Source organism: Streptomyces sp. NPDC048584, from assembly GCF_043199595.1.
Classification (GTDB): Bacteria; Actinomycetota; Actinomycetes; order Streptomycetales; family Streptomycetaceae; genus Streptomyces; species Streptomyces edwardsiae.
This window is the reverse complement of sequence record NZ_JBICWF010000002.1, coordinates 42,521-64,610: the sequence shown is the minus strand read 5'-3', so window position 1 is coordinate 64,610 and position 22,090 is coordinate 42,521. Positions and strand designations below refer to the sequence as shown.

The window sequence follows — 22,090 nt, the reverse complement described above, 5'->3', positions numbered from 1 at the left end:
TCACAGCACCTCCGGCGCGAGGGAGATGATCTTCATGAACTTCTTCTCGCGCAGCTCACGGCCCACGGGGCCGAAGATACGGGTGCCGCGAGGGTCGCCGTCGTTCTTCAGAATGACGGCGGCGTTCTCGTCGAAGCGGATGTACGAGCCGTCCGGACGGCGGCGCTCCTTGACGGTGCGAACGATGACCGCCTTGATGACGTCACCCTTCTTCACGTTGCCACCGGGGATCGCGTCCTTGACGGTGGCGACGATGACGTCACCGATGCCCGCGTAGCGGCGACCGGAGCCACCGAGCACACGGATGCAAAGGATTTCCTTCGCACCTGTGTTGTCGGCGACGCGCAGTCGCGACTCCTGCTGGATCACGTCTATCTCCTGTTTGTCTGCCGGTTCCCCGGGGGCCGATCAGGATCGGCCCCCGGAGCCTGGCGGAACTGTCCTGCGGGGAATGCCCCGCGGGAACGTACTTGTGGGAACTCCCTTGCGGGAATTGCCTACTTGGCCTTCTCGAGGATCTCGACGATGCGCCAGTGCTTCGTCGCGGACAGCGGCCGGGTCTCCATCAGGAGGACGCGGTCGCCGATGCCGGCGGCGTTCTGCTCGTCGTGGGCCTTGAGCTTGCTCGTGCTGCGGATGACCTTGCCGTACAGCGCGTGCTTCTTGCGGTCCTCGACGGCGACGACGACGGTCTTGTCCATCTTGTCGCTGACGACGATGCCCTCGCGGGTCTTACGGTCACCCCGGACCTCGGGGTTGGTCTCAGTCACGTTGTTCTCGCTCATCAGGCGTTCTCCACCGTTTCGATGCCCAGCTCACGCTCGCGCATCAGGGTGTAGATCCGCGCGATGTCCTTGCGGACCGCCTTCAGACGGCCATGGTTCTCAAGCTGTCCGGTCGCCGCCTGGAAGCGGAGGTTGAACAGCTCTTCCTTGGCTTCGCGGAGCTTCCCCAGAAGCTCCTCGTCACCCAGCTCGCGCAGCTCGGACGCCTTGGTACCGGCCGACATCACGCTTCACCTGCCTCGCGCTTGACGATCCGGCACTTCATCGGCAGCTTGTGCGCTGCGCGAGTGAGGGCCTCACGGGCGATCTTCTCGTTGGGGTAGGACAGCTCGAACATGACCCGGCCCGGGTGCACGTTCGCGATCCACCACTCGGGCGAACCCTTACCGGAACCCATGCGGGTCTCGGCCGGCTTCTTCGTGAGCGGGCGGTCCGGGTAGATGTTGATCCAGACCTTGCCGCCACGCTTGATGTGGCGGGTCATCGCGATACGGGCCGCCTCGATCTGGCGGTTGGTCACGTACGCCGGCGTGAGGGCCTGGATGCCGTACTCGCCGAACGCGACCGTCGTACCGCCCTTGGCCTGACCGCGGCGCTTCGGGTGGTGCTGCTTGCGGTGCTTGACCCTACGGGGGATCAGCATGTCGGTCAGGCCTCCGTTCCGGTGCTCTCAGCCGGAGCGGCAGCCGGAGCCTCGGCCTTGGTGGCCTCGGCAGCGGGAGCCTGCTGCGGCTTGCGGCCGCGACCGCCACGCTCGCCACCGCGGCCACCACGGGCCGGGCGGTCGGCACCGCCGCGGGCCGGGCGGTTGCCGGCGCGGGCAGCAGCGTTCTCGGCGCGGACCTCGGCGATGTTCTTGACGTCGCCCTTGTAGATCCAGACCTTCACACCGATGCGGCCGAAGGTCGTCTTGGCCTCGAAGAAGCCGTAGTCCACGTTCGCGCGGAGCGTGTGCAGGGGCACACGGCCCTCGCGGTAGAACTCCGAGCGGGACATCTCGGCACCGCCGAGGCGGCCACCGCACTGGATCTTGATGCCCTTGGCGCCGGCCTTCATCGTGCCCTGCATGCTCTTGCGCATGGCACGACGGAAGGAGACGCGGGAGGACAGCTGCTCGGCGACGGCCTGGGCCACCAGCTGAGCGTCCGTCTCCGGGCTCTTGACCTCGAGGATGTTGAGCTGGACCTGCTTGCCCGTGAGCTTCTCGAGGTCACCGCGGATGCGGTCGGCCTCGGCGCCACGGCGGCCGATCACGATGCCCGGACGCGCGGTGTGGATGTCCACACGGACACGGTCACGGGTGCGCTCGATCTCCACCTTCGAGATGCCGGCGCGCTCCATGCCGGACGTCATCATCCGACGGATGGCGACGTCTTCCTTGACGTAGTCCTTGTACAGCTTGTCGGCGTACCAGCGCGACTTGAAGTCGGTGGTGATGCCGAGCCGGAACCCATGCGGGTTAACCTTCTGGCCCATTACCGGGTTCCTTCCTTGCTGCTGACGACCACGGTGATGTGGCTGGTCCGCTTGCGGATCCGGTAGGCGCGGCCCTGGGCACGCGGCCGGAACCGCTTCAGGGTCGGGCCCTCGTCGACGTACGCCTCGGAAATGAAGAGGCTGTCGGCGTCGGTGTGGTCGTAGTTGTGCGCGGCGTTGGCAATGGCGCTGTCCAGCACCTTGCCCACCGGCACGCTCGCGGCCTGCGGGGCGAAACGCAGGACCGCCTGAGCCTCCGTGGCATCCATGCCACGGATGAGGTCCACCACGCGGCGGGCCTTCATGGGCGTGACGCGGATGTACCGCGCCTGGGCCCTGGCTTCCATGGTTGTCCCTTCAGTGTCTGTCATGGTCGATTGCACCCCGCCGACTAGCGGCGCTTCGACTTCCGGTCGTCCTTGACGTGGCCCCGGAAGGTGCGGGTCGGCGAGAACTCGCCGAGCTTGTGGCCGACCATCGACTCGGTGACAAACACCGGGATGTGGATCTTGCCATTGTGCACCGCGATCGTGTGGCCCAGCATCGCCGGGACGATCATCGAGCGACGGGACCAGGTCTTGATGACGTTCTTGGTACCGGCTTCGTTCTGGACGTCCACCTTCTTGATCAGGTGGTCGTCGACGAAGGGTCCCTTCTTCAAGCTACGAGGCATCTCAACCCGTCCTTAGCGCTTCTTGTTCGTCTTGCGGCGGCGGACGATGTACTTGTTCGACGCCTTCTTGGGCGAACGAGTACGGCCTTCCTTCTTGCCCCACGGGGACACGGGGTGACGACCACCGGAGGTCCGGCCCTCACCACCACCGTGCGGGTGGTCCACCGGGTTCATGACCACACCACGGACGGTCGGGCGAACGCCCAGCCACCGCTTGCGGCCCGCCTTGCCCCAGTTGATGTTGCTCTGCTCGGCGTTGCCGACCTCGCCGACCGTGGCGCGGCAGCGCTGGTCGACCAGGCGGATCTCTCCGGACGGCATGCGGAGGTGGGCCATGGTGCCCTCCTTCGCGAGCAGCTGCACGGAGGCACCGGCGGAGCGGGCGAACTTGGCACCGCCACCGGGACGGAGCTCGATCGCGTGGATCGTGGTACCGACCGGGATGTTGCGGAGGGCCAGGTTGTTGCCCGGCTTGATGTCGGCCCCGGGACCGTTCTCCACGCGGTCGCCCTGCTGCAGGTTGCGCGGGGCGAGGATGTAGCGCTTCTCGCCGTCGGCGTAGTGCAGCAGCGCGATGCGCGCGGTGCGGTTGGGGTCGTACTCGATGTGCGCGACCTTCGCCGGCACGCCGTCCTTGTCGTGACGACGGAAGTCGATCACGCGGTAGGCGCGCTTGTGTCCGCCACCCTGGTGGCGAACGGTCACACGACCGGAATTGTTACGGCCGCCCTTGCTGTGCAGGGGACGGACCAGCGACTTCTCCGGCGTGGACCGCGTGACCTCGACGAAGTCGGCGACGCTGGAGCCACGACGGCCCGGAGTCGTCGGCTTGTACTTGCGGATACCCATTTCTCAGTCCTCGTCCGATATCGAACGATCCTGACCGCTTACGCGGTCGGACCGCCGAAGATGTCGATACGGTCGCCCTCAGCGAGGGTCACGATCGCGCGCTTCGTCGCCGCGCGCTGGCCGAAGCCGGTGCGGGTGCGCTTGCGCTTGCCGACGCGGTTGATCGTGTTGACCCCGGTGACCTTGACCTCGAAGACCGCCTGGACGGCCTCCTTGATCTGGGTCTTGTTGGAGCCCGGCGCGACGATGAACGTGTACTTGTTCTCGTCGATGAGCGCGTAGCTCTTCTCGGACACGACCGGCTTCAGCAGGACGTCACGGGGGTCCGTGAACGACTTGCTCGCCGGGGTGACGACGGTGTTCTTGCCTTCGGCCTCGTGGCGGCGCGCCTTGGCGACGCGAGCGGCCTTGGCCGCCTTGGCGGCCTTCGAGGCGATCGAGGGGTGACGGGCAGCCATCAGACCTCGCTCCCTTCGTTGTCGTTGGCCTTGTTCGGGCCGGCGACGAAGGACTCGAAAGCGGCCTGGGTGAAGACCACGTCGTCCGAGACGAGAACGTCGTACGTGTTCAGCTGGCCCGGCTCCAGGATGTGGACCTGGGGCAGGTTGCGGGCGGACAGCCACGCGGCCTCGTCGGCGCGGTCGATGACCAGGAGCAGGTTCTTGCGCTCCGAGATCTTGCCGAACAGCGACCTGGCGGCCTTCGTGGAGGGGGTCTCGCCCGCGATCACGCCGGAGACGACGTGAATGCGGTTGTGGCGCGCCCGGTCGGTGAGGGCGTGCCGCAGAGCGGCGGCCTTCATCTTCTTGGGGGTGCGCTGGGAGTAGTCGCGCGGCACGGGACCGTGCACGACGCCACCACCGGCGAACTGCGGCGCGCGGGTCGAGCCCTGACGGGCGCGGCCGGTGCCCTTCTGGCGGTAAGGCTTCTTGCCACCACCACGGACCTCGCCACGACGCTTGGTCTTGTGCGTGCCCTGACGGGCAGCGGCGTTCTGCGCGACGACGACCTGGTGGATCAGCGGGATGCTGATCTTCTCCACGCCGAAGATCTCCGCGGGGAGCTCGACGCTTCCGGTCTTCTCGCCCGCAGGCGACAGGATGTCAACAGTGCTCATCGGTTACCTCAGGCCCCCTTGGCCGCGGTGCGGACCAGGACGAGGCCGCCGTTCGGACCGGGAACCGCGCCCTTGATGAGCAGCAGACCCTTCTCCGCGTCAACGGCGTGGACGGTCAGGTTCTGGGTGGTGACCCGCTCGTTGCCCATACGACCCGCCATACGGAGGCCCTTGAACACGCGGCCCGGGGTGGCGCAGCCACCGATGGAACCGGGCGAGCGGTGCTTGCGCTGGGTGCCGTGACCGGCGCCGAGGCCCTTGAAGTTGTGACGCTTCATGACACCGGCGAAGCCCTTGCCCTTGCTCTTGCCGGTGACGTCGACCTTCACGCCGGACTCGAACACCTCGGCGGTGACTTCCTGGCCCAGCGTGTACTCGGAGGCGTCCGCGGTGCGGATCTCGACGAGGTGACGACGCGGGGTGACGTCGGCCTTGGCGAAGTGACCCTTGAGGGGCTTGTTCACCTTGCGCGGGTCGATCTCGCCGAAGGCGATCTGGACCGACTCGTAGCCGTCGACATCGTTCGTACGGACCTGGGTGACGACGTTGGGGCCGGCCTTGACGACGGTGACCGGAACAACACGGTTGTTCTCGTCCCACACCTGCGTCATGCCGAGCTTCTCGCCCAGGATGCCCTTGATCTGCTTGGTCATCTTCAGATCACCGGCCTTCAGAGCTTGATCTCGATGTCGACACCGGCCGGGAGGTCGAGTCGCATCAGAGAGTCAACGGTCTTGGGGGTCGGGTCGAGGATGTCGATCAGGCGCTTGTGCGTGCGCATCTCGAAGTGCTCGCGCGAGTCCTTGTACTTGTGCGGCGACTTGATGACGCAGTACACGTTCTTCTCAGTGGGCAGCGGCACCGGGCCCGCGACCGACGCACCAGTGCGAGTCACCGTCTCGACGATCTTCTTCGCCGAAGAGTCGATGACCTCGTGGTCGTAGGCCTTGAGCCGGATGCGGATCTTCTGTCCCGCCATGGCTACTCCGTAGTCCTGTCTCTCTTTACGCTCCGGAGCCCGGTGTTCCAGGTCTCGTCCTCCGACCCACGCGGTCGGGCGTGTCGCACTCTCGCTGACATGGATGTCCCTTGTCGGAACATCCCCGCGGGATTGACACGGCCTTACCAGAACCGTGGACCGGGGGCGAAAGGCCCACCGGGCGCCTGGCCGGCGCCGCGCTCCGCTTCCCGAAAGATTCCCGTACGTCCGCCCCTCATCAGGGACGACGAGTACTGTGGGACTCGCTTCCGGTCCTCCCGACGGGAGGCGCGCAGCATCAACACTCGACCGAGCAACTCCGACAGTTTGCCACAGAGGGCGGCGCCCTGGCCAATCGGGCGGAAGAGATTACCCCGAGGGTGACGTGAATCAAACGCCGGTCGGATCGTCCGCGGGGGCGGGAGCCGTCAGTTCGCCTTGGCGACCGTGAGGAGGCCCGCCGCGTCCTCCAGTGCTTCGAGGGCGTGTCGGGCGGGAGGGATGACGAGGAGGTCGCCGGTGCGGCCCTCCCACTCCGTGTCGCCGCTGGTGAGGCGGACGCGGCCGCGCAGGACCAGCAGGGTGGCCTCGCCGGGGCTGTCGTGTTCGGCGAGGGACGTGCCGGCGGTCAGCGCGAGGAGGGTCTGGCGCAGGGTGTGTTCATGACCGCCGTACACGGTGGTGGCGCTGCGGCCGCTGGACGTGGCGGCGGCACGTTCGAGGTGTTCGCGGGTGAGGGCGTCCAGGGAGAGCTTCTGCATGACATCGAGCCTTCCCGCCGGGACCCGCGGTCACCAGGGCCATGTGGGGTACATCGCGCTGCACGGCCGCGCCGTACCTGTACCGGTCCCCTCCGGCAAGCCGGGGAGCCGGTGAGCGTCCTGTACTCACCGGGCGTCCCCGCCCGCTTCGGGCGACCCGCCGGCACCCCTCAGGCGGTGCCGTTCAGCATCGCCGCCGTGAGGACGCCGCCGGCGACGCCCCAGCCGCCGTCGGGGACCTCGTCGACGAGGACGACGGTGGTGGGACGGGCCCGTTCGCCGTAGATCTCGGCGTAGAGGTCGGTGGTGCGTTCGATGATCTTCTGCTTGTCCTCGGCCGTGAGGGTGCCGGCCGGGACCTTGAACTGGGCGAATGGCATGGGTGTCTCCTTGGATTGGGGATTGGGGTGGTCGTGCCGGGGTCAGACCATGCCGCCGTTGGCGCGCAGCACCTGGCCGTTCACCCAGTGCCCGGCGGGGCTCGCGAGGAAGGCGACCACGGCGGCGATGTCGTCCGGCGTGCCCAGCCGTTCCAGGGGCGGGGTCTTGGCGAGCCGGTCGATCTGCTCGGGGGTCTTGCCCGTGAGGAACATGTCCGTGGCCGTCGGTCCGGGCGCCACGGCGTTCACGGTGACGTCCCGTCCGCGCAGCTCGCGCGCGAGGATCAGCGTCATCGCCTCCACGGCGCCCTTGCTCGCCGCGTACGCCGCGTACGTGGGGAACTGGGTACCGACCACGGAGGTCGAGAACACCACCAACGAGCCGCCCGCGCGCAGCCGCCGGGCCGCCTGCTGCGCGATCACGAAGGTGCCGCGGATGTTGGTGCGGTGCATGGCGTCGAGCGCCGCCAGGTCCAGGTCGGCGACGGTGGACAGGGTCATCCGCCCGGCCGCGTTCACGACCACGTCGACACCGCCGAACTCCGTCTCCGCCCGGTCGAACAGCGCGGCGGCCTCCTTCTCCTCCGCCACGTCCGCCGGTACGGCGACGGCCCTGCCGCCCGCCCCGGTGATGGCCGCCACCGTCTCCTCGGCGGCGGCCGCGTCACGGGCGTAGTTCACGACGACGGCCAGACCGTCCTCGGCGAGCCTGCGGGCGGCCGCCCGGCCGATGCCGCGCGATCCGCCGGTGACGACGGCGACCCTCTGCTGGTGCTGCTGCTGGTTCGTGGTCATGACTCCACGGTGCGCCGTGGCGGACTGCTCAGCCAGGGGATGTCATCCCCTGGGTCACCGGCCCGGCCGGGCGGACAATGGACGGCATGAGCGCCGCGAAGTACGCCGAACTGGGGACGTTCCTGAGGTCGCGGAGGGAGCGCGTCCGCCCGGCCGACGTGGGCCTTGTGGCCGGTCCCCGGCGCCGGGTGCCGGGGCTGCGCCGCGAGGAGGTGGCCCATCTCGCCGGGGCGTCGGTGGACTACTACAACGAGCTGGAGCGCGGCGCCGGCTCCCAGCCGTCCGAGCAGATGCTCGCCGCGCTGGCGAGGGCGCTGCGGCTGAGCGCCGACGAGCGCGACTATCTGTACCGGCTCGCGGAGCGCCCCGTGCCCGCGCAGGGCGGTGCCGCCTCGCACATCCACCCCGGCATGCTGGACCTGCTCGGCCGGATGACCTCGACACCGGCGCAGGTGATCACGGACCTGCACGTCACCCTCGTACAGAATCCGCTGGCGGTGGCGCTGCTCGGGGACCAGTCCGGGTTCCGGGGGCCGCGGGCGAGCTTCGTGCACCGGTGGTTCACCGAGCCGGAGGCGCGGAGGCTGTACCCCGCGGCCGATCACGACCGGCTGTCCCGTTCCTTCGTCGCGGATCTGCGGGCCGCCGCCGCGCGGCGGGACGCGAAGGACCCCGAGGCGCGGTCGATGATCCGTACGCTGCTCGGGGTGTCACCGGAGTTCGCCGCCCTGTGGGCCGACCACGACGTGGCCTTCCGGCGGGACGACCGCAAGCGCCTCGACCACGCCGTGCTGGGCCTGATCGAGGTGAACTGCCTGCATCTGTTCAGCGAGGACGGCCGTCAGCGGCTGCTCTGGTTCACTCCCGCCGTGGGGACGGACAGCGCGGGGCTGCTGGAGCTGCTGGCGGTGGTCGGTACGCAGGAGGTCGTCGCGCCGTGACGCCGGCGACCTCCCGCGTCCCGTGCGTCAGATGACGCCCTGGGCGATCATCGCGTCCGCCACCCGCTCGAAACCGGCGATGTTCGCGCCGGTCACGTAGTCGCCGGGGGAGCCGTAGCGCTCGGCGGTCTCCGCGCAGGTGGTGTGGATGTCCGTCATGATGCGGGCCAGCTCGTCCTCGACCTGGTCCGCCTTCCACGACGTACGGGCCGCGTTCTGCGTCATCTCCAGCGCGCTGACGGCGACACCGCCGGCGTTGGCCGCCTTGCCGGGGCCGAAGGCGACACCGGCCTGCTGGAGCAGGTCGACGGCCTCGGGCGTCGTCGGCATGTTCGCGCCCTCGGAGACCGCCTTCACGCCGTTGCGGACGAGGGTGGCGGCGTCCGCGGCGTTCAGCTCGTTCTGGGTGGCCGAGGGCAGGGCGACGTCGCCCGGCACGTCCCAGACCCGCCCGCCGGGCACGAACCGCGCGGAGGCGCCCCGGCGCTCGGCGTAGTCGCTGACCCGGCCGCGCTCGACCTCCTTGATCTGCCGCAGCAGCTCCAGGTCGATGCCCTTCTCGTCGACGACATAGCCGCCGGAGTCCGAGCAGGTCACCGGGTTGGCGCCGAGGGCGGTCAGCTTCTGGATGGTGTAGATCGCGACGTTGCCGGAGCCGGAGACGACGGCGGTCTGGCCCTCCAGGTCCTCGCCGCGCTCGCGCAGCATCGCCTCGGCGAACAGCACGTTGCCGTAGCCGGTCGCCTCGGGCCGGATCAGCGAGCCGCCCCAGCCGGCGCTCTTGCCGGTGAGCACGCCGCCCTCCCAGCGGTTGGTGATCCGCCGGTACTGGCCGAAGAGGTAGCCGATCTCGCGGGCGCCCACGCCGATGTCACCGGCCGGGACGTCGGTGTACTCGCCGATGTGGCGGTGCAGCTCCGTCATGAAGGACTGGCAGAACCGCATCACCTCGGAGTCGCTGCGGCCCTGCGGGTCGAAGTCGCTGCCGCCCTTGCCGCCGCCGATGCCGAGACCGGTCAGGGCGTTCTTGAAGATCTGCTCGAAGCCGAGGAACTTGATGATCCCGAGGTTCACCGAGGGGTGGAACCGCAGTCCGCCCTTGTACGGGCCGAGGGCGCTGTTGTATTCGATCCGGAAGCCCCGGTTGACGTGAACCCGGCCCTGGTCGTCCTGCCACGGCACGCGGAACAGGATCTGCCGCTCCGGCTCGACCAGCCGTGCGACAAGCCCCGGCTCGGCGTATTCCGGGCGCGCGGCGAGCACCGGGGCGAGGGTGTCCAGCACCTCGCGGGCGGCCTGGTGGAACTCGGGTTCGGCCGGGTTACGGCGCTCGATCTCGGATCGCAGCAGGTCCAGCGAGGTCTTGGGGTCGGGTCGTGAGGTCACGAGGTCCCTTTCTGGCGCGGCTGACACCGGTACGGGGACCGGTGATGGGCGCTCGGCGCCGTTGCCGCGCGCAGGACAGCGGCCGCTCGGGGGCGTGAGGGGAAGGTTGCCCGAAGCGGCCAGCCTTTCAGTGTTACCTCTGTGTAAACCGGAACGGCAAGAACCGCGCACGATTGTCCGCTATTTGAGACCCGTTGTGCGGGGACCGGGACGGCCCGCCGGGGTCGGCCGTAGCATCCCGCGATGACCCCGTCTCGATTACGCCGCCTGCCGCCTGTCCTGGCCGACACCGCCGTCGCCGTCGGTTTCGCGGCGGTCGGCTGTATCGCGGGCGCCTACTACCGGCCGCCCGGCTGGCACGCCTTCGACGGGCCCGGCTACGCCCTGTCCTGTCTGACCGCGCTGCCGCTGGCGGTACGACGCCGGCTCCCGGTGACGACGGTGCTGGCGTCGGCGGCCGCGTACGCGGTGTATCTCGGCCTCGGCTACCAGCCGTCCGTGAACGTCTGGACACCGGTCGTCGGCCTGCTCAGCGTGGCCGGATGCCGTCCGCTCGCCGTCTCCTGGGCGGCGGCCGCCCCGGTGGCCGGGGTCATGGCGCTGAGCGGTCTCTCCGGCCGCCTCCACCCCGCGCTGGTCGTCGCCCAGGCCGCCCTCGTCCCGGTGGTGGCCATCGCCTTCGGCCATACTCGCTACCTCCTCGTCCGCGCCAACGCCCGGCTGCGTGAGGTCACCGCGGACCTGGTGGCCGAGCAGGAGGCGCGCGCCCGCAACGCCGTCACGCTGGAACGCATGGCGATCGCACGGGAGTTGCACGATGTGGTGGCCCACCACATGTCGGTGATCACCATCCAGGCGGGGCTCGCGGAGACGGTGCTCACCTCGGACGTCCCGGCGGCGCGGAGCGCTCTGCGGACCGTCGCCGAGACCGGGCGCGGCGCGCTCGACGAACTGCGGCGCCTGCTCACCGTCCTGCGCGTCCAGTCCGACGACGACGGCCAGGACGCCCCGTACGAGGCGGCGCCCCGCCTCGACAGGCTGCCGGAACTGGTCGGCGGCGCCGCCGCGGCGGGCCTGGACATACGGTTCACGGCGGCGGGCGAACCGGTCCCTCTGCCGCCCGTCGTCGACGTGTGCGTCTACCGGGTCGCCCAGGAGGCACTCACCAACGTCATCAAGCACGCCCCCGGCGCGCGGGTGGACCTCACTCTCGAGTACACCCCTGACCAGGTCGTTCTCGCGATCCGCGACGACGGCGGCGCGCACGGTCGCGTTCGTACGGGTGAGCGACCTGAAACCGTCCCCGGCTCGGGACTCGGCTTGATCGGCATGCGGGAACGGGCCAGGATCTGCGGGGGACGCCTGTCCGCGGCGCCGCGGCACGGAGGCGGGTTCGACGTCGAGGTGGCCCTCCCGCTGCGTGAGCCGCGCCGTACGCGCCGGGAGGAGTCGGAGGAGCAGGGACCATGACACGCGTACTCGTGGTGGACGACCAGGAACTGGTCAGAGCCGGCCTGGCCTCCCTGCTCCGTACGGCTCCGGACATCACCGAGGTGCGGGAGGTCTCCGACGGCGAGACGGCCGTCGACGCGGCGGACCGCGAGCGGTTCGACGTCGTCCTCATGGACATCCGGCTCCCCGGCATGAACGGCATCGCCGCCACCGAGGCGATCCTGCGGAAGGTGCCGGACCCGCCGCATGTGATCGTGCTGACGACGTTCGACGTCGACGAGTACGTGTACGCGGCGTTACGCGCCGGCGCCAGCGGCTTCCTGCTCAAGGACACCTCGCCGCGGCGGCTCATCGAGGCTGTCGGCGTCGTGACCCGCGGCGAGATGCTCTTCGCCCCGGCCGTCACCCGCCGCCTGGTGGAGGCCTACACCTGCCGGCCCGCCTCGGCGGTCGAACCGGAGACGGTGTCCGGCCTGACCGCGCGCGAGCGGGAGGTCCTGCGGCTGGTCGGCCTGGGCATCGACAACGAGGCCATCGCCGGGCAACTGCACGTCACCGAAGGCACGGTGAAGACACATCTGCACCGGATCATGACCAAGCTCTCCCTCAACAGCCGTGCCCAGGCGGTCGTCATGGCGTACGAGAGCGGGCTGGTCGTCCCCGGCCAGGCCCGCTGACCCGCCGACCCGCCGACGGCGTGGCGCACCACTCCCCCCTCGGTGGTGCGCCACGCGCTTCCACACGTCAGCCGTCGACGCTCACGTGCGAGGCCTCGGCACAGCTGCTGAGCGTGTTGTTGCTGTTGAAGAGGCACACCTTGATGCCCACCCTGTCACCGGGGAGAACGTTGTCGTACGCCTTGAAGGGGTCCCAGACGACAGCGGCGCCGGCCAGCCCGTTGGTGTTGTTCTTGGCCCCGAGGTAGACATTGCCGATGATGTCGTTGGAGAGCCATGCGTACGCCCGGACGCCCTTGCCGTCGCTGCAGTAGTCGTGGATGACGAGGTAGTCGTCGTTGTTGCCGCCGCCCGGGGCGCCGGCGCCGTAGTCGACGAAGTCGACCGCGCCGCATCCGCCGCCCGTCGTGCCGACCGAGAAGCTGTCGTTGGTGCCGGCGACGGCGGCCTGGGCGCCGAACAGCATCGCCGCGGTGACGAACGCGGACGTGGTGAACGCCGCCCGGGCGGCCCTGACACGGAAGTTCATGGTGCTTCCCCCAATTCGGTGTGGTCGGCCGCCGCGTCCCTTGTCGCGCCGGCCCAGGCCCTTCGACCTGCGCATGACACTACGAGCGCCGCTCCACACCGTCGTCCAGCCCAGACCTGAGATGTACGGCCCGCCGTGTGTTCAGGGCCGTATACCGGTGGTTGACCCCCACGGCAACGCGCCCCGCCCCCGACGTCAACCGGGGGCGGGGCACGCTCGGTTCGGAGCGTCAGCGCTCCGAGCTGTACGCCACGAAACTCGCCCAGGCGACGGGGTCGACCGCGAGCTGTGGGCCTGCGGCGTTCTTGGAGTCACGGATGTGAATCGTGCGGGGCGCTATGGCGATCGCGTACAACGGTCGCCCCACCTCGGATCCGAGGCAGCTCCGCATCCTCGAACTGCGGTATGGCACCATCCGGGCGCCGGCGCTCCCGCCCGAGGAGTCGCTGGCCTTCATCGAGCAAGTGCTTGGAGAGACATGACACGCATGGCCTCTGCCGGAGACACCTCCGAGCTGAAGTGGTTCAAGAGCAGCTACAGCAGCGGCCCCGACGGCGATTCCTGCGTGAGGGCGGCACGCTCCTGAGCGTGCCGCCCCGGGACCCGGGCGGCCGAGCTGCTGACGGTCAGGCGCGGGCGGTGCGAGCTGGACCCGCGTGCGGGGTCAGGGCTTGTGGTGGTTGCCGCAGTCGTCCTTTCGGGCCGCCTCCTTCAGGGTGTCCCGCAGGGCGTAGAAGGCAGGCTTGCGGGTGTAGTCGTCGGTCATGACGTTCGCGAAGCCCTCGCCCTCGAAGAACACCGGGACCCACGAGTACTTGTCGGTGAAGCCCCAGATGGTGAACGAGTTGCAGCCGTCGACGGCCAGGCACGCCTCGAGCGTCCGCTGGTAGTAGTCGGCCTGCTGCCGCTCCTGTGCCTCGGTGGGTGTGCCGCCCTCCGGGACGTCCATACGGACGTCCAGTTCGGTGACGGCGGTCTCCAGGCCGAGCGCGTCGAACCGGCGCAGGTTGTCCTCCAGGTCGCCCGGGAAGCCGTACCGGGTGCTCAGGTGCCCCTGGACGGAGAAGCCGTGCACCGGCACCCCCTGGTCGAGCAGATCCCGGATGAGGGCGTAGTACGCGTCGCTCTTCGCGTTGACGCTCTCGACGTTGTAGTCGTTGAAGAACAGCTTCGCCTTCGGGTCGGTCTTGTGGACCCACCGGAAGACGTCCGCGACGATGCCCGGCCCCAGCTCGCGGATCCATATGTTGTCCTGCGTGCGCAGGTTGCCCTGGTCGTCGAAGATCTCGTTGGCGACGTCCCACTGCTGAATCCGGCCGGCGTAGCGGCCGACGACGGTGGTGACGTGCTCGCGCAGGATGGCGCGCAGCTCCTTCTTGGAGAAGTCGCCCTGCTCCAGCCATGCCGGGTTCTGGCTGTGCCACAGCAGGGTGTGGCCCCGTACGACCTGGTGGTTGCGCCGGGCGGACTCGACGATCGCGTCGGCCTGCTCGAAGTCGTACCGGTCCCGCTCCGGGTGGATGTAGTCCCACTTCATCTGGTTCTCTGGGGAGACCGAGCTGAACTGGCGCCCCAGGATCTTCCGGTACTCCTTGTCGTAGGTGAAGGGGTCCGGGTAGTCCTGCTCCAGGTGGTGGCCGCCGCCCGCCACCGCGGTACCCACGACGAAGCCTTCCGGAGCTGCCGAACGCAGCCGGTCATGCTTGGCGTTGGAGTGCGGGGCGGCCTTCCGGCCGGCCGACGGGTCGGCGGCGGCCGAGCCCGTCATCAGGGGCAGGGCCAGGGCGGCGGTGGCGAGGGCCACGGTGGCGAAACGAATGGATCTCATGCGGGGAGTCTCATTCCCATCGTCGTTCTCGAATGTTTCGATGACTGATGCGAAACATTAGGGATGGGCGGACCGTACGGTTCGGCCGAGTGGCGCGTCAATACCCGTGCACGCGGTCGCTCCCCCGGTGTGCGCCGATGAGCTCGTCGGCGACCCACCGCGCGACGCCTGCGGGATACGGTGCTCCCAGCCCGAGGACGATGTGCCCGAACCCCGCGTCAACCGCTTCGCCGATCGCCTCGATCGTTTCGCTGGGCCGGTCGTAGTCCACGGGCAGATGGATCGAGCGGACGATCGAGGACGGGTCGCGGCCGATGTCCGCGCAGTAGCGGTCCAGCAGGGCACCGCGGCGGACCACGTCGTCGATGTCGCCGCCCGGGATGTTCCACAGGTCCGCGTGCTCGGCGACCACACGCAGGGTCGCCGCGGAGCGTCCGCCGATGAGGATCGGCGGGTGGGGCCGCTGCACGGGCTTCGGGCTGCCGAAGGCCCCGGTGAGCCGGTGGTGGGTGCCGTGGAAGTCGAAGGGTTCCTTCTCGGTCCACAGCCGCCGGATCACCGTGCAGGCCTCGGCGAGGCTCTCCACCGCCTGCGCCGGGGGCTGGAAGGGCAGTCCGTGCGCCGGGTACTCGCGCCAGGCCTGGGGCGGGTTCGGACGGGAGCCGACGCCGATGCCCAGGTCGAGCCGACCGCCGGAGACGATGTCGACGGTCGTAGCGATCTTGGCGAGCAGCGCCGGCGGCCGGAACCGGTTGCTGGTCACCATCACCCCCAGGCGCAGCCGCCGGGTCTGCGCCGCGAGGGCCGAGAGCAGTGTCCAGCCCTCGTAGGTGGGTCCGTCGGGGTCTCCGAAGATGGGCATGAGGTGGTCGAACAGCCAGGCGTGCTCGATCTCCGGGACCGCGTCCGCCTCGCGCCAGACGCTCAGGATGTTGTGGTAGTCGACCTGCGAGGGAGCGGTCATGATCCCGAAACGCGGTCGGGGTGCGGATGCCATGGGTCGAGCCTCCGGTTGGTCAGCGGCGCCGGAGTGACGCCTCGAGGAGGGCGGGCGGGGCGTCGAACTTCTCGTGTGCGGCCAGGTCGAGGCCGGGGGCGACGATGTCGTCGATCGCATCCAGCACGTCGGCGGAGAGCACCGTGTCGGCGGCGGCGAGCTGCGCCCGCAGGTGTTCCGGCGTGCGCGGACCTATGAGCGCGCCGGTCACACCCGGATGCGCGGTCACGAAGCCGAGCGCCAGCTCGATCATCGTCAGCCCGGCCTCGTCGGCGACCGCGGCCAGCCGCTCGACGGCGTCGATCCTGGCCCGGTTGGCGGGATGGGAGAGGTCGAAGCGTTCGGGCAGGACCGCCGAGCGGTGTGTGGCGATGTCCCGGCCCTTGCGGACCGCGCCCGACAGCCAGCCCGACGCCAGCGGACTCCACACCAGCACGCCGAGTCCGTACTCCTCGCTCACGGGCAGCACGTCAGCCTCGATTCCGCGCTGCAGGATCGAGTAGCTGGGCTGCTCGGTGACGTACCGGCTCAGCCGCAGCTCACGGGCGGCCCACTGAGCCTGCACGATGCGGTACGCGGGGAAGGTGGAGGAGCCGAAGTAGCGGATCTTTCCGGCTCGCTGGAGGTCGGTCAGGGCCGAGAGGGTCTCCTCGTCGCTGGTGGCCGGGTCCCAGCGGTGCATCTGGTAGAGGTCGACGTGGTCCACGCCGAGCCGGCGCATGCTGTCCTCCAGCGCGGTGACCAGCCAGCGGCGCGAACCGCCCTGCCGGTTGCGCTCCCCCATCGGCATGGTCGCCTTCGTGGCCAGCACGATGTCGTCGCGCCGGCCGGCGATGGCCTTGCCGACCATCTCCTCCGACTCCCCCGCGCTGTACCAGTCGGCGGTGTCGATCAGATTGACGCCGGCCTCCAGGGCCGCGTCCACGAGGGCCGTGGCCTCGTCCTGGGTGGTGCGGCCGATCCCACCGAAGTTCATCGCGCCGAGCGCGAGGGTGCTGACCTGCACGCCGGTGCGGCCGAGGGTGCGGTATTGCATGGCCGTGTCTCCTCACGGGTAGAAACGGAACACTGTTCCGGTGCGCTGGCAACGATACGGAACAATGTTCCGCTTTGGCAAGGGTGAGAGTGCGCGGGCATGCGTGAGACCATGCGGGGGCGTGCGAGAGGTGGAGGAACGACGCGGTGAACCAGACCGACGAGGGCGACAGGCCGACGGCCCCGGCACAGCGCAAGGACGCCCGGCGCAACAAGGAGACGCTGCTGGAGGCGGCCGCCGCGGCCTTCATCGCGTCGGGCGTGGACGCCCCGGTGCGCGACATCGCCTCGCGGGCCGACGTGGGCCTCGGGACCCTCTACCGCCACTTCCCGACCCGGGCGGACCTGATCATCGGCGTCTACCGGCACCAGGTCGAGGCGTGCGCCGAGGCCGGACCGGCCCTCCTGGCCGCCGCACCCACCCCGCACACGGCGCTACGGCAGTGGATCGACCTCTTCGTCGACTTCCTGGTCACCAAGCACGGGCTCGCCGCCGTCCTGCACTCCGACCACTCCGGCTTCGAGGGCCTGCACGCCTACTTCCTCGACCGCCTGCTGCCCGTCTGCGCCCAGCTCCTCGACGCCTCGGCCACCGCCGGCGAGATCCGCGCCGACATCGACGCCCTCACCCTCATGCGCGGCGTCGGCAACCTCTGCATCGGCGCGGAAACGGACCCCGACTACCACGCCCGCCGCCTGGCGGGCATCCTCGTCGACGGCCTGCGCCGGCCCACGGGCCATCACGCCCCCTGACCCGGGGCGGCGGCACCACCGCCGAGGACTTCACCCGCTGAACGCCCGGGTCAGCCGGCGGTCTCCGCGAAGACCTCGGCCGCCGACGTCGCCGTGATGGCCCGCGTGAACCAGAGGCTCAGCACTTCGGGATCGCCGCATCCGGCAATGCGGTCACGGTCGCCCTCGGTGACCTCGACGCCACGATGGCTCAGAAGGACCAGGATGCCCTTTGCCTGCCCCTCGGCCCGCCCCTCGGCCCGAAGTTGCTGAGCGGTCTGCGACTGGAAGAACGAGAGGTCGACGGCCATGAGACGCCTCCAGAGATCCGCGGCCTGCGTCGTGCAACGTGTCACCCGCCGCTCCAGTGGCCGTGTCTCCGTGAGGTCGGTGGAGAGCTCCGTGGCGGTCATGGGTGGGGGGAAGGCGACGCCCCGGTTCCTGGCGACGCGCGCGAAGAGGCCCGGTTCCTGCTGGAAGATCCGGTGCAGGGCCTCATGGGATGAGCTGACCATGAGGCGAAGTTAGGGGAGCGACGGCACGTGCCGTATGCACATGCCGTGCCGTTCCCGCGATCGAGTGATCGCTACTGCGGCGGAGTTGACGTCCGCTCACGCGAAAGGGCCCGCACGACCGAAGTCGTGCGGGCCCTCTCAGGTGCTCGCAAGCAGGAGCTACCAGGTCAGATCAGCAAGCTTACTTGTTGATCTTGGTGACCTGGCCGGCGCCCACGGTCCGGCCACCCTCACGGATGGCGAACTTCAGGCCCTCCTCCATGGCGACGGGCTGGATGAGCTCCACCTTCATCTCGGTGTTGTCACCCGGCATGACCATCTCGGTGCCCTCGGGGAGGGTCACGACGCCGGTCACGTCCGTCGTACGGAAGTAGAACTGCGGGCGGTAGTTGTTGAAGAACGGGGTGTGACGGCCACCCTCGTCCTTCGACAGGATGTAGGCCTGGGCCTCGAACTCGGTGTGCGGCGTGACCGAACCGGGCTTGATGATGACCTGGCCGCGCTCGACGTCCTCGCGCTTGATGCCACGAAGCAGCAGACCGACGTTCTCACCGGCCTGGCCCTCGTCGAGGAGCTTCCGGAACATCTCGATGCCGGTGACCGTGGTGGTGGTCTTCTCCTGCTTGATACCGACGATGTCGACGGTCTCGTTGACCTTGAGGACACCACGCTCGATACGACCGGTGACGACGGTGCCACGGCCGGTGATCGTGAAGACGTCCTCGATCGGCATCAGGAACGGCTTGTCGACGTCGCGCTCGGGCTGCGGGATGCTCTCGTCCACGGCCTTCATGAGCTCGAGGACGGTGTTGCCCCACTCCTTGTCGCCCTCGAGGGCCTTGAGCGCGGACACCTTGACGACCGGCAGGTCGTCGCCCGGGAACTCGTACTCGGAGAGCAGCTCACGAACCTCGAGCTCGACGAGCTCCAGGATCTCCTCGTCGTCCACCATGTCGGCCTTGTTCAGGGCGACGACGATGTACGGGACGCCGACCTGGCGGGCCAGGAGCACGTGCTCCTTGGTCTGCGGCATCGGGCCGTCGGTGGCCGCGACCACGAGGATGGCGCCGTCCATCTGCGCCGCACCCGTGATCATGTTCTTGATGTAGTCCGCGTGACCGGGGCAGTCGACGTGGGCGTAGTGACGCTGCTCGGTCTGGTACTCGACGTGGGAGATCGAGATCGTGATACCGCGCTGGCGCTCTTCGGGAGCCTTGTCGATCTGGTCGAAGGCCGAGGCCTCGTTCAGGTCCGGGTACGCGTCGTGCAGCACCTTGGTAATGGCGGCCGTGAGGGTCGTCTTACCGTGGTCGATGTGACCGATGGTGCCGATGTTGACGTGCGGCTTAGTCCGCTCGAACTTCGCCTTCGCCACTGGGGTCCTCCTGTGGAGTGGTTCTGTACGCCTTACTCATCGGCGCCAGGTGATCTTTGCTGGGAAACCCGGGCCAGAGGCATTCCGCCGGGTTGATGGCGGAATGCCCACTTGCAGGCTCCGGGGTCAAGCCTAAAGCGTGAGAGGGGGGTCCGTTGAACGGAGTCCCTTACTCGCCCTTGGCCTTCGCGATGATCTCCTCGGCGACGTTCCGCGGAACCTCGGCGTAGGAGTCGAACTGCATGGAGTAGCTGGCACGGCCGGACGTCTTGCTGCGCAGGTCGCCGACGTAGCCGAACATCTCCGAGAGGGGCACGAGACCCTTCACGACGCGGGCACCGGCCCGCTCCTCCATGGCCTGGATCTGGCCACGGCGGGAGTTGATGTCGCCGATGACCTCACCCATGTAGTCCTCGGGCGTGGTGACCTCGACGGCCATCATCGGCTCCAGGAGCACGGGAGAAGCCTTGCGCGCGGCCTCCTTGAAGGCCTGCGATCCGGCGATCTTGAACGCGAGCTCGGAGGAGTCGACCTCGTGGTAGCCACCGTCGATGAGCGTGACGCGGACGCCCGTCATCTCGTAGCCGGCCAGGATGCCGAACTGCATGGCCTCCTGCGCACCGGCGTCGACCGAAGGGATGTACTCCTTCGGGATGCGGCCACCGGTCACCTTGTTCACGAACTCGTACGAGGCGTCGCCGCCCTCGATCGGCTCGATCGCGATCTGCACCTTGGCGAACTGACCGGTACCACCGGTCTGCTTCTTGTGGGTGTAGTCCACGCGCTCGACGGCCTTGCGGATCGTCTCACGGTAGGCGACCTGGGGCTTGCCGACGTTGGCCTCGACCTTGAACTCACGGCGCATACGGTCGACCAGCACCTCGAGGTGCAGCTCGCCCATACCACCGATGATGGTCTGGCCCGTCTCCTCGTCCGAGTGGACCTGGAAGGACGGGTCCTCCTCGGCCAGACGCTGGATCGCGACGCCCAGCTTCTCCTGGTCGCCCTTCGACTTGGGCTCGATGGCGACCTGGATGACCGGCGCCGGGAAGTCCATGGACTCCAGGATCACCGGGGCCTTGTCGTCGGACAGCGTCTCACCGGTGGTGGTCTGCTTCAGGCCCATGACGGCGACGATGTCACCGGCGCCCACCGACTCGATCTCCTCACGCTTGTTGGCGTGCATGCGGTAGATCTTGCCGATGCGCTCCTTCTTGCCCTTGACGGAGTTCAGCACGGCGGTGCCGGACTCCAGGCGGCCCGAGTAGACCCGGACGAAGGTGAGCTTGCCCAGGTGCGGGTCGCTCATGATCTTGAACGCGAGCGCGGCCAGCGGCTCGTCCTCGGACGGCTTGCGCTTGACGACGACCTCGGGGTCCTTGACGTCGTGGCCCTCGATGGCCTCGACGTCGAGCGGGGTCGGCAGGTAGCGCACGACCGCGTCGAGCAGGGGCTGGACGCCCTTGTTCTTGAACGCGGTACCGCAGAACACCGGCGTGACGGTGGTCTCGGCGGACTTGCCGGAGGCGATGGTGATGCGACGGATCGCGGCGTACAGCTGCTCCGTGGTGGGCTCCTGGCCCTCCAGGTACAGCTCCATCAGCTCTTCGTCGTTCTCGGCGACGGCCTCGAGCAGCTTGCCGCGCCACTCCTCGGCGGCCTCGGTGTGCGTGCTCGGGATGTCGACCACGTCGTACATCTCGCCCTTGGTGGCCTCGGCGGACCACACGTAGGCCTTCATCGTCACGAGGTCGACGACGCCCTTGAAGTCGGCCTCGGCACCGATCGGCAGCTGCATGACGAGCGGCTGCGCACCCAGGCGGTCGCTGATCATGTCGACACAGCGGTGGAACTCGGCACCGGTGCGGTCGAGCTTGTTGACGAAGCAGATACGCGGGACGCCGTAGCGGTCCGCCTGACGCCACACCGTCTCGGACTGCGGCTCGACACCGGCGACACCGTCGAACACCGTCACGGCACCATCGAGGACGCGCAGCGAGCGCTCCACCTCGACGGTGAAGTCGACGTGTCCCGGGGTGTCGATGATGTTGATCGTGTAGTCGTTGTCCTCGAGCGGCCAGTGACAGGTGGTCGCAGCGGAGGTGATGGTGATACCACGCTCCTGCTCCTGCTCCATCCAGTCCATGGTGGCAGCGCCCTCGTGGACCTCACCGATCTTGTAGGAGACGCCGGTGTAGAACAGGATCCGCTCGGTGGTCGTCGTCTTGCCCGCGTCGATGTGGGCCATGATCCCGATGTTGCGGACCTTGGCCAGGTCAAGTGAAGTGGTAGCCATAAGGCTTCAGTCTTCTCTCGGTCTCGATGTGGGTAGCGACTACCAGCGGTAGTGCGCGAAGGCCTTGTTGGACTCGGCCATCTTGTGCGTGTCCTCGCGCTTCTTCACAGCGGCACCGAGGCCGTTGGAGGCGTCGAGAAGCTCGTTGAGCAGACGCTCGGTCATGGTCTTCTCGCGACGGGCGCGGGAGTAACCGACCAGCCAGCGCAGCGCGAGCGTGTTGGCACGACCGGGCTTGACCTCGATCGGAACCTGGTACGTCGCACCACCGACACGGCGGGACTTGACCTCGAGGGTCGGCTTGATGTTCTCCAGCGCGCGCTTCAGCGTGATGACCGGGTCGTTGCTGGTCTTCTCGCGCAGGCCCTCCATGGCGCCGTACACGATGCGCTCGGCGGTGGAGCGCTTGCCGTTCAGCAGCACCTTGTTGATCAGGGAGGTCACCAGAGGAGAACCGTAGACCGGGTCGATGATGACCGGGCGCTTCGGGGCGGGGCCCTTACGAGGCATTT

At 68.8% G+C, this 22,090-nt stretch carries 29 protein-coding genes and 2 pseudogenes; 6 read left to right on the top strand and 25 right to left on the bottom strand.

Translation table 11 applies throughout. The features are described from left to right. The 15 genes from rplN to ACGFR9_RS04455 all read right to left on the bottom strand — a co-directional run bounded on the left by rplN (position 1) and on the right by ACGFR9_RS04455 (position 7,815). Entirely contained in the window at positions 1–369 is a 369-nt protein-coding gene (gene rplN / locus ACGFR9_RS04525; RefSeq protein WP_003992364.1) for a 50S ribosomal protein L14, read from the bottom strand. Between the two features lie 128 nt (positions 370–497). Next, the gene (gene rpsQ / locus ACGFR9_RS04520) at positions 498–785 is read right to left on the bottom strand and encodes a 30S ribosomal protein S17 (protein WP_030221003.1); all 288 of its coding nucleotides are present in this window, start codon (positions 783–785) and stop codon (positions 498–500) included. After that, complete coding sequence (gene rpmC / locus ACGFR9_RS04515) at positions 785–1,009, bottom strand: 50S ribosomal protein L29 (RefSeq protein WP_030221001.1); 225 nt, start codon at positions 1,007–1,009, stop codon at positions 785–787. Before rpmC ends, rpsQ begins: the two co-directional genes overlap by 1 nt. Beyond that, entirely contained in the window at positions 1,009–1,428 is a 420-nt protein-coding gene (gene rplP / locus ACGFR9_RS04510; protein WP_004927269.1) for a 50S ribosomal protein L16, read from the bottom strand. Before rplP ends, rpmC begins: the two co-directional genes overlap by 1 nt. 5 nt (positions 1,429–1,433) lie before the next feature. Next, a complete protein-coding gene (gene rpsC / locus ACGFR9_RS04505; protein WP_393202875.1) occupies positions 1,434–2,261 on the bottom strand; it encodes a 30S ribosomal protein S3 in 828 nt (275 codons plus the stop codon). Beyond that, a complete protein-coding gene (gene rplV, locus ACGFR9_RS04500; RefSeq protein WP_003974262.1) occupies positions 2,261–2,608 on the bottom strand; it encodes a 50S ribosomal protein L22 in 348 nt (115 codons plus the stop codon). The genes rpsC and rplV overlap by 1 nt, the downstream gene beginning before the upstream one ends. 44 nt (positions 2,609–2,652) lie before the next feature. After that, positions 2,653–2,934 carry a 30S ribosomal protein S19 gene (gene rpsS / locus ACGFR9_RS04495; RefSeq protein ID WP_030220994.1) on the bottom strand — a complete coding sequence of 94 codons (282 nt, stop codon included), beginning with the start codon at positions 2,932–2,934 and terminating at the stop codon, positions 2,653–2,655. A gap of 12 nt (positions 2,935–2,946) precedes the next feature. Continuing rightward, positions 2,947–3,783 (bottom strand): 50S ribosomal protein L2, encoded by an 837-nt coding sequence (rplB, locus tag ACGFR9_RS04490; RefSeq protein ID WP_030220992.1) that lies wholly within the window; start codon positions 3,781–3,783, stop codon positions 2,947–2,949. Positions 3,784–3,821: 38 nt separating this feature from the next. Beyond that, entirely contained in the window at positions 3,822–4,241 is a 420-nt protein-coding gene (gene rplW / locus ACGFR9_RS04485) for a 50S ribosomal protein L23 (protein WP_311642538.1), read from the bottom strand. Next, on the bottom strand, positions 4,241–4,900 hold the full coding sequence (rplD, locus tag ACGFR9_RS04480; protein WP_393202872.1) for a 50S ribosomal protein L4: 660 nt from the start codon (positions 4,898–4,900) through the stop codon (positions 4,241–4,243). Before rplD ends, rplW begins: the two co-directional genes overlap by 1 nt. An 8-nt stretch (positions 4,901–4,908) precedes the next feature. After that, entirely contained in the window at positions 4,909–5,553 is a 645-nt protein-coding gene (rplC, locus tag ACGFR9_RS04475) for a 50S ribosomal protein L3 (protein ID WP_030220985.1), read from the bottom strand. Between the two features lie 17 nt (positions 5,554–5,570). Next, positions 5,571–5,879, bottom strand: a complete 309-nt coding sequence (gene rpsJ, locus ACGFR9_RS04470; protein ID WP_003948644.1) for a 30S ribosomal protein S10 — start codon at positions 5,877–5,879, stop codon at positions 5,571–5,573. Positions 5,880–6,307: 428 nt separating this feature from the next. Continuing rightward, positions 6,308–6,640: a cupin domain-containing protein gene (locus ACGFR9_RS04465; RefSeq protein WP_393202870.1), complete on the bottom strand. Its 333-nt coding sequence runs from the start codon at positions 6,638–6,640 to the stop codon at positions 6,308–6,310. 170 nt (positions 6,641–6,810) lie between these two features. Beyond that, on the bottom strand, positions 6,811–7,020 hold the full coding sequence (locus ACGFR9_RS04460) for a 4-oxalocrotonate tautomerase family protein (RefSeq protein WP_393202868.1): 210 nt from the start codon (positions 7,018–7,020) through the stop codon (positions 6,811–6,813). A 42-nt stretch (positions 7,021–7,062) separates the two neighbouring features. Then, positions 7,063–7,815, bottom strand: a complete 753-nt coding sequence (locus ACGFR9_RS04455; protein WP_393202866.1) for an SDR family oxidoreductase — start codon at positions 7,813–7,815, stop codon at positions 7,063–7,065. Positions 7,816–7,901: 86 nt separating this feature from the next. On the opposite strand from ACGFR9_RS04455, the gene ACGFR9_RS04450 reads away from it, so the two are divergent. Continuing rightward, positions 7,902–8,756, top strand: a complete 855-nt coding sequence (locus ACGFR9_RS04450) for a helix-turn-helix transcriptional regulator (RefSeq protein ID WP_393202864.1) — start codon at positions 7,902–7,904, stop codon at positions 8,754–8,756. A 27-nt stretch (positions 8,757–8,783) separates the two neighbouring features. Here the strand turns inward: ACGFR9_RS04450 and gdhA are convergent, their stop codons facing one another. After that, complete coding sequence (gene gdhA / locus ACGFR9_RS04445) at positions 8,784–10,142, bottom strand: NADP-specific glutamate dehydrogenase (RefSeq protein WP_393202862.1); 1,359 nt, start codon at positions 10,140–10,142, stop codon at positions 8,784–8,786. 243 nt (positions 10,143–10,385) lie between these two features. Between gdhA and ACGFR9_RS04440 the strand changes: the two genes are divergently transcribed. Then, positions 10,386–11,612, top strand: coding sequence for a sensor histidine kinase (locus ACGFR9_RS04440; protein ID WP_393202860.1), 1,227 nt, complete (start codon positions 10,386–10,388; stop codon positions 11,610–11,612). After that, positions 11,609–12,271 carry a response regulator gene (locus ACGFR9_RS04435; protein ID WP_393202858.1) on the top strand — a complete coding sequence of 221 codons (663 nt, stop codon included), beginning with the start codon at positions 11,609–11,611 and terminating at the stop codon, positions 12,269–12,271. The genes ACGFR9_RS04440 and ACGFR9_RS04435 overlap by 4 nt, the downstream gene beginning before the upstream one ends. A gap of 67 nt (positions 12,272–12,338) precedes the next feature. Here ACGFR9_RS04435 and ACGFR9_RS04430 read toward each other — a convergent pair whose 3' ends face one another. Both ACGFR9_RS04430 and ACGFR9_RS04425 read right to left on the bottom strand, forming a co-directional pair. After that, a complete protein-coding gene (locus tag ACGFR9_RS04430) occupies positions 12,339–12,800 on the bottom strand; it encodes a hypothetical protein (protein WP_393202856.1) in 462 nt (153 codons plus the stop codon). A gap of 229 nt (positions 12,801–13,029) precedes the next feature. After that, positions 13,030–13,191, bottom strand: coding sequence for a DUF397 domain-containing protein (locus tag ACGFR9_RS04425; RefSeq protein ID WP_393202854.1), 162 nt, complete (start codon positions 13,189–13,191; stop codon positions 13,030–13,032). Between ACGFR9_RS04425 and ACGFR9_RS04420 the strand changes: the two are divergent. Next, positions 13,148–13,282 (top strand): annotated as a pseudogene (locus tag ACGFR9_RS04420) (transcriptional regulator); the annotation flags it as partial. The gene ACGFR9_RS04425 and the pseudogene ACGFR9_RS04420 sit on opposite strands and share 44 nt — an antisense overlap. Further along, positions 13,279–13,377 (top strand): annotated as a pseudogene (locus ACGFR9_RS04415) (DUF397 domain-containing protein); the annotation flags it as partial. The pseudogenes ACGFR9_RS04420 and ACGFR9_RS04415, both read left to right, overlap by 4 nt. 87 nt (positions 13,378–13,464) lie before the next feature. Here ACGFR9_RS04415 and ACGFR9_RS04410 read toward each other — a convergent pair. From ACGFR9_RS04410 to ACGFR9_RS04400, 3 genes are all read right to left on the bottom strand, one after another. Next, the gene (locus tag ACGFR9_RS04410; protein WP_393202852.1) at positions 13,465–14,628 is read right to left on the bottom strand and encodes an endo-1,4-beta-xylanase; all 1,164 of its coding nucleotides are present in this window, start codon (positions 14,626–14,628) and stop codon (positions 13,465–13,467) included. A 97-nt stretch (positions 14,629–14,725) separates the two neighbouring features. Then, positions 14,726–15,625 (bottom strand): LLM class flavin-dependent oxidoreductase, encoded by a 900-nt coding sequence (locus ACGFR9_RS04405; RefSeq protein WP_393202850.1) that lies wholly within the window; start codon positions 15,623–15,625, stop codon positions 14,726–14,728. A gap of 19 nt (positions 15,626–15,644) precedes the next feature. Next, positions 15,645–16,661: an aldo/keto reductase gene (locus ACGFR9_RS04400; protein WP_393202848.1), complete on the bottom strand. Its 1,017-nt coding sequence runs from the start codon at positions 16,659–16,661 to the stop codon at positions 15,645–15,647. A gap of 146 nt (positions 16,662–16,807) precedes the next feature. Between ACGFR9_RS04400 and ACGFR9_RS04395 the strand changes: the two genes are divergently transcribed. Beyond that, positions 16,808–17,413, top strand: a complete 606-nt coding sequence (locus ACGFR9_RS04395; protein WP_393202846.1) for a TetR/AcrR family transcriptional regulator — start codon at positions 16,808–16,810, stop codon at positions 17,411–17,413. A gap of 50 nt (positions 17,414–17,463) precedes the next feature. On the opposite strand, the gene ACGFR9_RS04390 is transcribed toward ACGFR9_RS04395, so the two are convergent. The 4 genes from ACGFR9_RS04390 to rpsG form a co-directional block, all read right to left on the bottom strand. Next, complete coding sequence (locus ACGFR9_RS04390; RefSeq protein WP_393202844.1) at positions 17,464–17,907, bottom strand: hypothetical protein; 444 nt, start codon at positions 17,905–17,907, stop codon at positions 17,464–17,466. A 181-nt stretch (positions 17,908–18,088) separates the two neighbouring features. Beyond that, on the bottom strand, positions 18,089–19,282 hold the full coding sequence (gene tuf, locus ACGFR9_RS04385; protein WP_393202842.1) for an elongation factor Tu: 1,194 nt from the start codon (positions 19,280–19,282) through the stop codon (positions 18,089–18,091). Positions 19,283–19,451: 169 nt separating this feature from the next. After that, complete coding sequence (gene fusA, locus ACGFR9_RS04380; RefSeq protein ID WP_393202840.1) at positions 19,452–21,578, bottom strand: elongation factor G; 2,127 nt, start codon at positions 21,576–21,578, stop codon at positions 19,452–19,454. Positions 21,579–21,617: 39 nt separating this feature from the next. Continuing rightward, on the bottom strand, positions 21,618–22,088 hold the full coding sequence (rpsG, locus tag ACGFR9_RS04375; RefSeq protein ID WP_005481264.1) for a 30S ribosomal protein S7: 471 nt from the start codon (positions 22,086–22,088) through the stop codon (positions 21,618–21,620). Between the last annotated feature and the right edge of the window lie 2 nt (positions 22,089–22,090).

Bases quoted from the DNA above. Each gene is read 5' to 3' on its own strand.
- rpsQ (WP_030221003.1), bottom strand. From the start codon at position 785: ATGAGCGAGAACAACGTGACTGAGACCAACCCCGAGGTCCGGGGTGAC.
- rpmC (WP_030221001.1), bottom strand. From the start codon at position 1,009: ATGTCGGCCGGTACCAAGGCGTCCGAGCTGCGCGAGCTGGGTGACGAG.
- rplP (WP_004927269.1), bottom strand. From the start codon at position 1,428: ATGCTGATCCCCCGTAGGGTCAAGCACCGCAAGCAGCACCACCCGAAG.
- rpsC (WP_393202875.1), bottom strand. From the start codon at position 2,261: ATGGGCCAGAAGGTTAACCCGCATGGGTTCCGGCTCGGCATCACCACC.
- rplV (WP_003974262.1), bottom strand. From the start codon at position 2,608: ATGGAAGCCAGGGCCCAGGCGCGGTACATCCGCGTCACGCCCATGAAG.
- rpsS (WP_030220994.1), bottom strand. From the start codon at position 2,934: ATGCCTCGTAGCTTGAAGAAGGGACCCTTCGTCGACGACCACCTGATC.
- rplB (WP_030220992.1), bottom strand. From the start codon at position 3,783: ATGGGTATCCGCAAGTACAAGCCGACGACTCCGGGCCGTCGTGGCTCC.
- rplW (WP_311642538.1), bottom strand. From the start codon at position 4,241: ATGGCTGCCCGTCACCCCTCGATCGCCTCGAAGGCCGCCAAGGCGGCC.
- rplD (WP_393202872.1), bottom strand. From the start codon at position 4,900: ATGAGCACTGTTGACATCCTGTCGCCTGCGGGCGAGAAGACCGGAAGC.
- rplC (WP_030220985.1), bottom strand. From the start codon at position 5,553: ATGACCAAGCAGATCAAGGGCATCCTGGGCGAGAAGCTCGGCATGACG.
- rpsJ (WP_003948644.1), bottom strand. From the start codon at position 5,879: ATGGCGGGACAGAAGATCCGCATCCGGCTCAAGGCCTACGACCACGAG.
- ACGFR9_RS04465 (WP_393202870.1), bottom strand. From the start codon at position 6,640: ATGCAGAAGCTCTCCCTGGACGCCCTCACCCGCGAACACCTCGAACGT.
- ACGFR9_RS04460 (WP_393202868.1), bottom strand. From the start codon at position 7,020: ATGCCATTCGCCCAGTTCAAGGTCCCGGCCGGCACCCTCACGGCCGAG.
- ACGFR9_RS04455 (WP_393202866.1), bottom strand. From the start codon at position 7,815: ATGACCACGAACCAGCAGCAGCACCAGCAGAGGGTCGCCGTCGTCACC.
- ACGFR9_RS04450 (WP_393202864.1), top strand. From the start codon at position 7,902: ATGAGCGCCGCGAAGTACGCCGAACTGGGGACGTTCCTGAGGTCGCGG.
- ACGFR9_RS04440 (WP_393202860.1), top strand. From the start codon at position 10,386: ATGACCCCGTCTCGATTACGCCGCCTGCCGCCTGTCCTGGCCGACACC.
- ACGFR9_RS04435 (WP_393202858.1), top strand. From the start codon at position 11,609: ATGACACGCGTACTCGTGGTGGACGACCAGGAACTGGTCAGAGCCGGC.
- ACGFR9_RS04430 (WP_393202856.1), bottom strand. From the start codon at position 12,800: ATGAACTTCCGTGTCAGGGCCGCCCGGGCGGCGTTCACCACGTCCGCG.
- ACGFR9_RS04425 (WP_393202854.1), bottom strand. From the start codon at position 13,191: ATGCGGAGCTGCCTCGGATCCGAGGTGGGGCGACCGTTGTACGCGATC.
- ACGFR9_RS04410 (WP_393202852.1), bottom strand. From the start codon at position 14,628: ATGAGATCCATTCGTTTCGCCACCGTGGCCCTCGCCACCGCCGCCCTG.
- ACGFR9_RS04405 (WP_393202850.1), bottom strand. From the start codon at position 15,625: ATGGCATCCGCACCCCGACCGCGTTTCGGGATCATGACCGCTCCCTCG.
- ACGFR9_RS04400 (WP_393202848.1), bottom strand. From the start codon at position 16,661: ATGCAATACCGCACCCTCGGCCGCACCGGCGTGCAGGTCAGCACCCTC.
- ACGFR9_RS04390 (WP_393202844.1), bottom strand. From the start codon at position 17,907: ATGGTCAGCTCATCCCATGAGGCCCTGCACCGGATCTTCCAGCAGGAA.
- fusA (WP_393202840.1), bottom strand. From the start codon at position 21,578: ATGGCTACCACTTCACTTGACCTGGCCAAGGTCCGCAACATCGGGATC.
- rpsG (WP_005481264.1), bottom strand. From the start codon at position 22,088: ATGCCTCGTAAGGGCCCCGCCCCGAAGCGCCCGGTCATCATCGACCCG.